We start from the raw sequence: 12240 nt of genomic DNA, 5'->3' as shown, positions 1-12240 counted from the left end.
ACCTCTTTCATTTACTTTTTGATATTGCTGCTTTTACAGATACACCGCTGATTTTTCCCAGCTTACCCGTAATAGCGCTTATTGTATCGGTATCAGTGTCCACAACAACAGATATAACTGAAACTCCCCTTTCTCTATAGGGAATACCCATTCTTCCTATTATTATTCCACTGTATTCATGAAGAACTAAATTAACCTTTTCTGATGACTCAAGCTCATTGATAATCACGGCAAGCACCGCTATTCTTTTTTCCATTTTTAAAATCCTTTCAAAAATAAAAATACCCGATTACTAACTAATCGGGTAAACTATAAGCTATTACATATTATTATATGCCCATAAGCCTGTAAGCCGATTGCTAAGATAAATTCTTCACAGCCCGAAAACAGTAATTATGATTTAATTATACCATATCTTATTCATTTGTCAATAGATCATTTTTAATCAGAAATAATTTTTAACATTTTCTCCTCCGCATTTTTATCAGCTTCACGATATTTTTCACAAGGAACATTTCCGCATACCGACCAATAATCACAGTAATCGCAAGGACTGCCGCCGAAAATCACCAGCGGATCAGCGTCAATATTACCGCTGTAAAGCTCATTGCATACATCAATTATTATTTTTTCTGTATGCTGCCTGAGTTTTTTAAACTGCGAAGAAGTAAGACATGATGAAGAACGTTTATTTAAAAGAAGTTCTCCGTCTCCGGTATCTCCCTTTAGCAGCTTTGCCGGAATATATATTCCCTGAATATCCTTTTCCATAGCATTAAGTACCGCACGGTCATTCAATACTACTCCGTTCATTTTATAATGCTTATTCAAATATTCTTCCATATTATCCGATTCGTCTCTGTCCCTTCCGCAGACAATTTCTCCGGAAGGCATATACAGCACGCCTGCCGGATTGCAGTCGCTGTATGCTCCCCCGCTGCCTGTGATAGTGAACATATATAAAAGCATCTGTAAATTAATGCCATAAAGCAATGACGACATGGAAAAAATTTTTTTACCGGTTTTGTAATCAATTACACGTATATATTTCTCACCGTTACTTTCATAAATATCTACTCTGTCAATAACCCCCCTGATTACTATCTCGATACCGTTATCTCCGGTTAAATTCGCTATTCCCTTTTCATTTATATTAAATTCAAAATTTATAGGGCGAAATTCAGACTGTTTCAATTCATTCTGCAAATGAGAAATTATTTTAAATATATTTTCCTTTATACGTTTAAGGTTACTTTCCAGTCTTGCATTTCTTTTTATTACACCCCCCATATTGCTTTCAAAATAATCATCGGCACATTTTTCAATTATTTTACTTATTTGATTTCGGCTTAACTTATCAAACTCTTCTTTATTTTTACATGAGCTTAAAACGCATTCAAGACACTGATGAATTAAATTACCTTGTTCAAGGCTGCCGATCTGACGTTTTCTTCTGACTTTTAATTTTAAACCGCTGTTACAGAAAAATTTAAAATGACATAAATTAAATTCTTCAATTCCCGTTGCGGAAATATTAAGAGAATCAGTATAAATTCTTTTTATCAGGTTAGCGTCTTCAATATGAAATTCTTTTTGCGAAGATACTTTTTTTAAGTAATCAATTTTTGCCGTATAGTAAGGATAGTCCTTCAAGACTGTTCTCAGACTTTCAATTTTACTGTCTGATCGACTAAAATTTTGTATATAATTATAATACGCCGCTTGGGGGGTTGAAGAATAAAACACTATATCTTTATCCGAAGCAGAACTCAATATTTCATTTTTAAACATATTGCGTATTTGAGTCAATACTGACGCAGGATATCGTGAAGAACCTGTGTTATCGCTCAGAGGATACGATATAAAAAGCTTATCTGAAGCATAAGTCAAGGTTTTATATACTATCAGCTTTTCATCTGATATAAGCTCGTCCGTATTTCTTGAAAGCCGAAGTCCGGACATTTCAAACTTCATACGGTCTTTTTCATTTAAAAGTCCGCTTTTATGGGAAGCCATAGGAAAATATCCTTCGTTTACTCCCAGAACAAACACAGCTTTCGGCGAATCCAATCTTGCTGTTTCAGCACCTGCAACATGTACTCCGTCCAGAGTCTGCGGAGGAATAGAATATGTGATCTGTTTAATAACCGCTGTAAATAAATGGTGAAATTCGCTCATTGTCATAGCTCCTCCGATTTCTGAAATGGCGTTCAAAACCGACATAAGCATATCCCATATTCTTTTTTGTTCCTTTGCCTGATAAGTCAATCCCATATCATTTAATTTGCCGCATAATTCTGATACTCTGATCGGAACCTTAGTTTCATATAAAAATTCATATATACTTTTGCATATTTTTTTACAATCGGCGCCTTTACATTTATTTCGTAAATTGATTATAGGCTCCATAACTTTCTTTCGGGTATTTTCAACACCTGATTTCTTTTCTATTTCAGCAGTAAAAGGACTAAACCATTGTTCACCTCTTATATCCCATTCAAAACAGTAATTTTCAATTTCTGAAATTTCTTTTATTGTAATATCGTTAAGCTGTGTTTTTATATATTTTAGTATTGTTTCCGTATCAGGTCTGGCCTCGCACAAAATATTTACTGCATTTATAACAAGCTGCATTATTACAGTATGATAAGCCGATTTTTTTATATCCATAAAATAAGGTATATTATATTTTCTGAATGCGGCTTCAAGTATATAAGTATATTCATTAAGCTGTCTAGACAATATAGCTATATCACTAAATAAGTAATTTTGATTCATAACAAGTTCTTTAATTTGAGAAGATATATAATCTGCCTCTTCATATAAATCTCTGCATTCAATTATACTTATGTTTTCCGAATACTGTTGTTTACCGTTAAAATTTCTGAATATATTTTTATTAAGATAAGCTAAATCATCATTTTTATATTTTACTGTATTTTTTAAATTTTCAGTTACAATTTTAATATTATATTTTTTGGCAATCTGGTAAAAGCTTTTCCATGTTTTTTCAACAGAATCAAATACTCCGTATTGATTTTCTCCTATATTTTCCAGTCTGAGCGCTGTAAATACATCTTTTGATTGTGAGATAATCGTATCAATCATTTCATACTCATCACCGGTAAAGCTTTCAAATTCATCTATAAATACAATACGTCCGTCAAAAAAATCATTAAGATTAGCTATAGCGGCCGCTTCAGAAATATCTGTAAGACTATCCTTAAGATGATTTTCTTTAAGCATATTATCATAAGTATAATAAATAAGAGCCAGATCGTAAATTTTTTCATTATATTTATTATTGGCAGAATCAACAAATCTCATAAATTCTTCTGACAAAATACCGCATTGTCTGAATTCCGTAACAATTTTAAGTGCATCGCCTATAAAATTAATTTTGCGGGACTGTTTATTAAAATACTGTAAAGACTTATTAATTTCAAGCTCCTTAATCGCTTTATTCATGAGAATAAATTTATGAATATCCTCGGCGTATTCGCCGGATCTGCTGCCAAACTTTTCAAAAATTTCCTTAGCAAGAGAAGTAAAGCTTACAGACAAGATTTTATTAAAATTTTTCGAACCTAAAAAATTGTAAAGTTTTTTATCAGTTTCAAAAGAAAATTGTTCCGGAACAATAAAAATAACTTCATTACCGTTATTTATAAACTGATTGATTTTCTGCATCATCAAATAAGACTTTCCGCATCCGGCTCCGCCAAGTATAAAATTTAACACTAATCTTTCTCCTTTGAAAATTATTGGGTACTGAAAACAGTACCCAATTTTATTTTATGTATAACCGTTTAATTTCTTGGATTTAATTATTGATGGATAATTTTTATATCCATAATTCAAATCAACATTTCCGCTGATTCCGTTTACTTTTCCTGTATGACTGTACTGCCACATTCCATAGCTTCCGGTATATGAAGGCTTAGATACTCCTGTATGAGCAACCCATATATCATATCTTGACAATACGCTGCTGTTCATTTTATCCTTAAGAAAGCTTGCATAGCTATATACTGACACATAATATTTCTGTTCTTCAAGATAGTTGCAGAAAACCTTTGTCATATTTGAAATTGTAGTAACGCTAAGTCCTGTCTGAGTAGGATCTTCAATATCAAAAGCAACCGGATAGCTTAATTTATAGCCTTTAATTGTATTATAGCATACTTTCGCTTCTTTAAGCGCCTCTGATGTGCTGACTGCATAACTGTACCAGTAAACGCCGCATTCCAGTCCGGCAGCCTGTGCATTTTTTATATTTGTATGGAAATTAGCGTCCACCTGATCGTATTCCATTCCGTATCCGGCGCGAATCATTACAAAGTCAATACCCGCTGATTTTACTTTCTTCCAGTTTATACTTCCCTGATGCCTGGAAACGTCAATGCCGTCATATATTTTTTTGGTAGTGGTCGTTGCTTTGGTTGTAGTTTTTACGGTCGTTTTAACAGTGGTTTTTACCGTTGTAGCTTTTGTCAGCAACGCTCTCTCCGATAAAATTTCAGCTCTTAATCTTCCTATGTACGGAGGAACAGTAGTTGCCGGAGATATATATCTTGTTGTAACTGCCGGCGTTGTGACCGCTGCTTGCGTTTCATCAGGAGTTTCATCATATACATAATCAGAAATATCATCGCCATCCTCAGTCAGAAGCTCATATGTATCATTTTCCGGATCATAATTTAAAAAAGCGCTCTTATTACTGTCATAAGTCAATGTCTGGTCTAGAAGCGATTCTGCATTGGCAGTAATGCCAAGAGATGTCATCATAATTGCTGAAACAATCATAATTATAAATTTTTTTGATTTAAAAAAATGCATCATTTCATCTCCCGTAATATTAAAATTTCAATTATGACTATATTATAACATATTTCTTTATATTTTGTAACTGTTTTTTAATAATTTGCAATTTTTTCTATGAAATAGCAAAAAAACAAGAATATATTTTATGTAATTTTAACAAGTTTTTTTCATATTCTGCTCATTAATGTTAATAATCTTATTGACAAAACGAAAAAAATAGAGTATTATTAATATAATAATTCCGGTAGGTAAGGCTACCACAGGGATACGGGTTACTGCCGCAAAGTAGTGGAGACACTATGAGATGGTTAACAAAATATGTCGAACCAAGGCATATTTTAATGTAATTTCACGCCCTGCGAAGCTAAAGCTCGAACGGACAGAAATACAGATATTTTATATTTTTATGTCCGTATCATGTCCTGATGCGGACTTTTCATTTTATTTTCAGAGGTGTACAGCTTATGACCGAAAAAATTCTTGAACTTTTAAATGAAAAAAATTATGTAAAAATCAAATCCATTGTAAAAGATTTATATCCCGCAGACCTTGCATCTCTTCTGGAAACGCTTTCTCCGAGGAACATAACACTTCTATTCAGATTGCTTCCTAAAGAACTTGCAGCTGAGACTTTTACGTTCATGGACAGCGATACGCAAATGCATCTTATCAGCGGTTTCAGTGACAAAGAACTGCGTGAAATTCTTGATGAAATATTTGTTGACGATACGGTTGATATTATTGAAGAAATGCCGGCAAATGTTGTATCCAGAATTCTTAAAAATACAGACGCTGAAACACGAAAACAGATTAATGCTATTCTGGACTATCCGACTGACAGTGCAGGAAGTGTTATGACTACCGAATATGTCTATCTTCATAAAAATATGACTACAAAAGAGGCTTTGGACTGGATAAGAAAAGTCGGGGTTGTCAAGGAAACAATATACACCTGCTATATTACAGAATCACGTAAATTAATAGGATTTGTAACAATTCTCGATCTGGTTACAGCTGACGAAGATGCCACAATAGAAAGCATTATGGATTCTAATGTGAAATTTGTTTATACTCATGAAGACCGTGAAGACGTTGCTAAAAAGTTTTCAAAATATGACTTCCTTGCCATGCCTGTTGTAGATAATGAGGAAAGAATGGTAGGAATTATTACTTTTGACGATGTACTGGATGTAATCGCTGAAGAAAATGAAGAGGACTTTTCCAAAATGGCAGCTATGCAGCCAATAGAGGATTCATACTTCAAAACTTCAGTTTTTACCCACGCCAAAAAACGAATAGGATGGCTTCTTGTTCTTATGCTTTCAGCTACAATTACAGGAAATCTGCTTACAAAATATGAAGAAGCATTTCAGGCTATACCTATTTTAGTTTCATTTATCCCGATGCTCATGTCAACAGGAGGTAATTGCGGTTCTCAAAGCTCAACTACTGTTATTCGCGGACTTGCAACCGGTGAAATCCAATTCAAAGACTTCTTTAAAGCAGTTTTTAAGGAATTCAGGATCTCCTTAATAATCAGCGTTATACTTGCTGTAACAAATGGTTTGCGAATATTTATATTTTATAAGAATCTTCAACTTTCAATAGTAATTACTCTTTCCATTATAGGAACGGTAATTATTGCAGAATTTATAGGTTGCGCCCTTCCGCTTATAGCTAAAAAGGTTAAACTTGACCCTGCAATAATGGCAACTCCTTTGATCAGTACGATTGTTGATACATGCTCAATGCTGATTTATTTCCAATTTGCAACAATGATTTTTTCAGAATTAAGGCATTAATTAAAAAAAGCGGTACAGTTATTACTGTACCGCTTTATTAATCTGGTTTATTACTGAACCTTATATGCGTCAATCATTTTCTTAACCATCTGTCCACCGATTGATCCGGCTTCTCTTGATGTGAGGTCACCATTATAACCCTGCTTAAGATTTACGCCTACCTCACTAGCTGCTTCCATTTTAAAACGTTCAAGAGCTTCCTTGCCCTTCTGAGTAAATTCGCCTTTCATATTTAAATCTCCTTTTATAATTTATTAATGCCGCACTAATATTATAGACATCCGCTAAAAATATATAACAGGTAATATTTAAAAGTAAAGGAAAATTATTAAAATCATTTTTTTACTATTTCCAAGTAGCAGTTATAACAACCTTTTCACCGGTTAAAAGTGCAGGAATAATAATAATATCTCCAGGCTGATAAACAGTACCGTTGTATTTCCAGCCGTTAAATACTTTTGTACCGTTTTCAAACTCGCACTCAGGAAGAACAAATTCTTCCCCGCATATTCCTGTTACCGTATACCTGTCATTATAATTACCGTTATTTGCCGAAATACTTATTTCCGCAGGAGCCGCCTGCCAGATTGCAGTAAAAGTCACATCAGAATCGGGCACAAGATATTTTGAATTCGGACCATATATCAATCCGTCATATGAACATAGCCAACCGGTAATTTTATATCCTTTTCGTGAAAATCGCGAAGACGCCGCTATATCATAATTTGTACCCGCAGTACAGCTGACAGTTGCATATTTATTTCCTACTATACCATCGTAATCGCCTGCATAATATGTAATAACGTGATTTGAATACCAATACGGAACAAATAATACGTCAGTCTCAGGAATCGTAAAATACTCTCCGGTTTTATAAACCTTTCCATCGTACATCCATCCTCCGTGTATAAAGCCTTCTCTTTTAAGACTTGCCTGCGGAATTATAATGCTGGTACCGCTGTAACGCTCAATTGTATCAAGTACCTCAGGATTTAAATATGACGTCATATCACAGCCTTCAGTATCATAAGATATAGAAACCTTTTTAGCCACATTAGATTTTTTCTTCAGAAGAAAATTAGACATTTGCTGATAATCTGTCGGTGTATAATTTCCGTCTTCATTAATCAGACTGCGTTTCATAGCAATGAGGTCAAATACAGTAGCCTTATTTCCATAAACATAAACCTGCTCCGCATTGACCGGAAGTAATGAAAAACAAGAACATAAAATTACGGATGAAATAATTACAGTCATTATTTTTTTTATTATTTTCATAATTCCTCCTCATTTAAATTGATTTAATTTATCATTATAACTATACCCTATAAGATTTAACTTACTGGTTATTTCACTTTCTTTAATATTATAATCATCGCATAATTCATCAAAACTTTTGTACTTATCTCTAAGCAAAGTATTGATAACACTAAGCAAAATAACCGGATCCTTCGGAAGATTCATATTTATCATTCCCTTTCAAATTGTAATTATAATAATATAGCTAACAGGCTGAAAAGTCAACTAAACATAAAAATCAAAAATAAATTTTGTTAAATATTACGATTACATAATATAAAATTTATTAAATTTAAACAATTTATATTTTATTTATACTGATATAAAGCAACGTTTTCAAAACCGTCTAAAAGACTGTCAATACGCTTAAACGCCTGAACAGTACCTCTTGCAACACACCCCATAGGATCTTTGGCAATATTGCATTTTACGCTTAAGGTTCTGTTTATTAATTTATCCAATCCTCCCAGCAAAGCACCTCCGCCTGTGAGGATAATACCGTTTTCATATATATCGCCTACGAGTTCCGGAGGCGTATCTTCCAGAAGATTTCTGATGGCGTCAACTATTTCAAATACTTCATCTTCAATGGCGTCAAAAACCTCCATTTCACTTATATTAATCATTTCCGGAAGTCCTTTTATTAAATTTCTTCCTCCGATATTCATTCTGACATCGTCACTTGGATCATATAAATTAGTTAATTCTTTTTTTATTGATTCAGCTGTTCTGTCGCCGATAAGCAATTTATGCCTTTTCTGAATATATCTTACAATAGCATTGTCAATCATATTTCCCGCCGTTTTTATAGAACGTGAAGTGACTACGCCGTTCATTGATACAACGGCAACATCAGTCGTACCTCCTCCGATATCAACTACAAGATGTCCCCTTGCTTTTGACATATTGATACCTGCTCCGAGTATTGCCGCAATAGGCTCCTGAATAAGATAAACCTTTCTTGAACCTGCATTCATAGCTGCTTCTACAACTGCACGGCTTTCTACGTCGGTAATAAAAGACGGAACGCATATAACTATTCTGGGTTTAATCAATCTGTATCCGCTGGCTTTTCTGACAAACTCACGTATCAGACACTGAGTCATTTCGTCATCTGAAATAACGCCGCATGATAAAGGTCTTATAACCGATATGTATTCCGGAGATTTTCCTACCATTCTATAGGCCTTTTTACCTACTGCAAGGATTTTATTTGTCCTCTTATTTACTGCTATAACAGACGGTTCATTTAATACTACCCCTTTGCCATTGACTGCCATAACAATATTTGCTGTTCCTAAATCAATTCCAATGTCCTGTGCCATTTTCTTCATTCCTTCTTAAGTTTTGTTGTTGTTCCGACAGCCGCATAAACTTCGGCTGCTCCCATACTTTTTAATAATTCCGCACATCTGTTGATTGTGCTTCCGGTCGTACAAACATCATCGCATATAATAATTTTCCGTCCCGAAAGGTCGGTATTTTTTATACTATACGCACTGACGTTTTCCATTCTCTGAGTCATGTTCAGACTATGCTGAACCTTTGACTCATGTTTATATAAAATATCTGTCATCATTTTAATTCCGGTTATAGTGGAAATAGTTTCCGCTATAACCGCTGCCTGATTATATCCGCGCAGTCTGAAGCTCTTTGCAGACATAGGCACAGGTATAATACAGTCAGCTTTAGAAATTTTTTCATCACATATTATTTTTTCCGATATAATATTTCCTAGGTAATAACCGAATTCTTTATGTCCGTCCTTTAAAGAATAAATACCGTTTTTTACCTCATTTTCATAATAATAACCCGCTAATTTTCTGTCATAAAACGCACCTGTTATCGGCAGAGCGTCGATACTTTCAAATGTGTACTTTTCCAGTTTTTTCATGCACTTTTCACATACAAGTTCATTATATTCTGTAAAGCTTCTGCAAACCGGACATCTGTTCGGAAAAAATAAATCCAATATATAACTCACTGCTTTATTCATGCGGTTTGATTTCTTCCCTGAGCATAGCGGTAAGACAGGTATATCTGTTTGTACGCTTATTGTTTACAACCATTTTTGTTATAATTTCTTCCGTACCTATTATTATAAGCAGCTTTTTTGCACGTGTAACAGCCGTATACAAAAGATTTCTGTAAAACAGCTTTTCAAATCCTCCCATAAGCGGCATAATTACCGCCTCAAACTCACTTCCCTGACTTTTATGCACGGTTATTGCGTAAGCCAGTTCAAGCTGATCCAGCATATCAAACGTATATACGGCATTTCTTCCGTCAAAGGAAATAACCGCTTCCATACGCTGTCTGTTGATACTTAGAATTTTTCCGATATCTCCGTTATAAATACCGGCACCTTGTTCTCCGTCTTTTGACCAAACAATGTCATAATTATTTTTAGTCTGCATTATTTTATCTCCCTCACGGAAAGTATATATAACAGACCTTGCCTCTTTTTTCATTGTACTGGCAGGATTAAGCTGTGCCTGCAGCGCCTTATTAAGTTCTATTACTCCAACGACGCCTTTTCTTGACGGAGATATGATCTGTATATCGTCAACTGATGAATAGTTATATGCTTTAGGCAGCCGTTTTTTAGCGAGATCAATTATAAGATTTATTGCCATTTCCGGTTGAGATCTTTTAAAGAAAAAGAAATCATTATTCTTCTGTGTAAGATCAGGCATTTCTCCCCTTACTATTTTATGAGCATTCGTAACAATACAGCTCCGCTCTGCCTGACGGAAAATTTCTTTTAATTCAATTACAGGTATACACTTACTTTCAATAAGGCTTTTAAGAAGATTGCCCGCACCCACAGACGGAAGCTGATCACTGTCTCCTACCATAATAAGACGGCAGTTTAATTTAAGCGCTCTTAAAAGACTTTCAAAAAGAATAACGTCAACCATCGACATCTCATCAACTACCACAACATCACATTCAAGAGGATCGCTTTCATTATGCTTGAATTTCAGTTTTCCTCCCGCGTCAAATTCCACTTCAAGTAAACGGTGAATTGTTCTCGCTTCACGTCCGGTCAAGTCGGACATACGTTTCGCAGCTCTTCCTGTAGGTGCAGCAAGCATTACAGATTCACCTTTTTTTTCATAAAGAGAAATAATAGCGTTTAAAGTAGTAGTTTTACCGGTGCCCGGACCGCCTGTCATAATCATAATACCTCTGGACAAAGCCGTTGTTATAGCCTGACGCTGAAGCTTTTCATAATGTATCCCGTTCTGTTCTTCCTCTATGTCAATAAGCTTTTCATAATCATAGTCGTCAGGACTTGAAAACGCCTGTATTACTCCGATCCTTCCTGCAATATAACTTTCAGCGCAGTAATAATCGTCAAGGTATATAAATCCCCTGTCATTCTTTATATACTCATAAATTTTCTGTTCTTCCATCAGTTCGTTATACACTTCATAAAAATCAGCCTGAGTGATTTTCAGATAGGTACATGCAAGCTTTTCAAAAACGTCAATCGGTATACATGAATGACCAGCATTTGCATTTTCGCTGAGAAGATATATAAATCCCGCTTCAATTCGCTTATGTGAATCTGACGGAATATTCATCTCTCCCGCTACTTCTTCCGCTTTTTTAAAAGACAAGCCTATGTAATTGTCACAAAGACAGTAAGGGTTAGCCTTAATCATTTCAATCGCCTGACGTCCCCACAGCTGATATGCACGCATGGCAATACCTGCTTTAAGGCCAAATTCGGAAAGATAAATCATCAGGTGTCTGAGATTAAAAATTTTCTGAACCTCTTCAGCTATACTGTCGCATTTTTTCGGAGAAATACCTTTTATTTCTAAAAGCCTTCTGGGTTCCTTTTCCATAATTTCCAGCGTCTGTTCGCCGAATACATCGACAATTTTCTTTGCAAGCGCCGGACCTATCCCTTTTATAGCACCTGAAGAAAGATATTTGCATATATTAACAGATGTATTGGGCAGCTTTCTTTCAAAGTATTCTACTTTAAACTGTACTCCGAATTTGGCATGAGTGACATACTGCCCCTCCATCAGGAGTGCTTCGCCCGCTTCAACGTCGCCAAGTTCGCCAACGGCAGTTACAAGCTCGCCACCTGTATCTATATCCAGAACAGTATACCCATTATTTTCATTTCTGTATATGACAGCTTCAATAGTACCTTCAATTTTCAGCGAATCCTGCTCCATGCTCTTCCCTTTCTTAAACGTCATTACACTATACCTTTTTTATTATACTATTTTTCAACAGAAAAATCAATTATTTTACGTATTTTTTTGCAAACATAAAATTCCTGTTTATAAAA

At 34.8% G+C, this 12240-nt stretch carries 10 protein-coding genes and 1 riboswitch; of the genes, 1 reads left to right on the top strand and 9 read right to left on the bottom strand.

Annotation, left to right across the window (positions count from 1 at the left end):
- Positions 1 to 7: 7 nt before the first annotated feature.
- From OCV67_RS00505 to OCV67_RS00495, 3 genes are all read right to left on the bottom strand, one after another.
- Positions 8 to 256: a TM1266 family iron-only hydrogenase system putative regulator gene (locus OCV67_RS00505; protein WP_147641895.1), complete on the bottom strand. Its 249-nt coding sequence runs from the start codon at positions 254 to 256 to the stop codon at positions 8 to 10.
- Between the two features lie 185 nt (positions 257 to 441).
- Positions 442 to 3741, bottom strand: coding sequence for a PD-(D/E)XK nuclease family protein (locus OCV67_RS00500; protein ID WP_147641894.1), 3300 nt, complete (start codon positions 3739 to 3741; stop codon positions 442 to 444).
- A 54-nt stretch (positions 3742 to 3795) separates the two neighbouring features.
- Positions 3796 to 4842: a glycoside hydrolase family 25 protein gene (locus OCV67_RS00495; RefSeq protein ID WP_147641893.1), complete on the bottom strand. Its 1047-nt coding sequence runs from the start codon at positions 4840 to 4842 to the stop codon at positions 3796 to 3798.
- Positions 4843 to 5057: 215 nt separating this feature from the next.
- Positions 5058 to 5215: riboswitch (M-box (ykoK) riboswitch) on the top strand.
- A gap of 73 nt (positions 5216 to 5288) precedes the next feature.
- On the opposite strand from OCV67_RS00495, the gene mgtE reads away from it, so the two are divergent.
- On the top strand, positions 5289 to 6626 hold the full coding sequence (gene mgtE, locus OCV67_RS00490) for a magnesium transporter (RefSeq protein WP_147641892.1): 1338 nt from the start codon (positions 5289 to 5291) through the stop codon (positions 6624 to 6626).
- Between the two features lie 50 nt (positions 6627 to 6676).
- Here the strand turns inward: mgtE and OCV67_RS00485 are convergent, their stop codons facing one another.
- The 6 genes from OCV67_RS00485 to recD2 form a co-directional block, all read right to left on the bottom strand.
- The gene (locus OCV67_RS00485) at positions 6677 to 6856 is read right to left on the bottom strand and encodes an alpha/beta-type small acid-soluble spore protein (RefSeq protein ID WP_147641891.1); all 180 of its coding nucleotides are present in this window, start codon (positions 6854 to 6856) and stop codon (positions 6677 to 6679) included.
- 115 nt (positions 6857 to 6971) lie between these two features.
- Positions 6972 to 7904, bottom strand: coding sequence for an InlB B-repeat-containing protein (locus OCV67_RS00480; protein ID WP_147641890.1), 933 nt, complete (start codon positions 7902 to 7904; stop codon positions 6972 to 6974).
- Positions 7905 to 7913: 9 nt separating this feature from the next.
- Entirely contained in the window at positions 7914 to 8090 is a 177-nt protein-coding gene (locus OCV67_RS00475; protein WP_147641889.1) for a DUF4250 domain-containing protein, read from the bottom strand.
- Positions 8091 to 8233: 143 nt separating this feature from the next.
- Complete coding sequence (gene mreB / locus OCV67_RS00470; protein WP_394802675.1) at positions 8234 to 9250, bottom strand: rod shape-determining protein; 1017 nt, start codon at positions 9248 to 9250, stop codon at positions 8234 to 8236.
- 5 nt (positions 9251 to 9255) lie between these two features.
- Positions 9256 to 9921 (bottom strand): ComF family protein, encoded by a 666-nt coding sequence (locus OCV67_RS00465; protein ID WP_147641887.1) that lies wholly within the window; start codon positions 9919 to 9921, stop codon positions 9256 to 9258.
- On the bottom strand, positions 9914 to 12148 hold the full coding sequence (gene recD2 / locus OCV67_RS00460; RefSeq protein ID WP_262644120.1) for an SF1B family DNA helicase RecD2: 2235 nt from the start codon (positions 12146 to 12148) through the stop codon (positions 9914 to 9916). Before recD2 ends, OCV67_RS00465 begins: the two co-directional genes overlap by 8 nt.
- Positions 12149 to 12240: the final 92 nt, after the last annotated feature.

This window comes from Porcipelethomonas ammoniilytica, from assembly GCF_025567485.1.
GTDB classification, from domain to species: domain Bacteria; phylum Bacillota; class Clostridia; order Oscillospirales; family Ruminococcaceae; genus Porcipelethomonas; species Porcipelethomonas ammoniilytica.
Note: the sequence above shows the minus strand (reverse complement) of the source record. Positions and strands in the feature narration are given on the sequence as shown.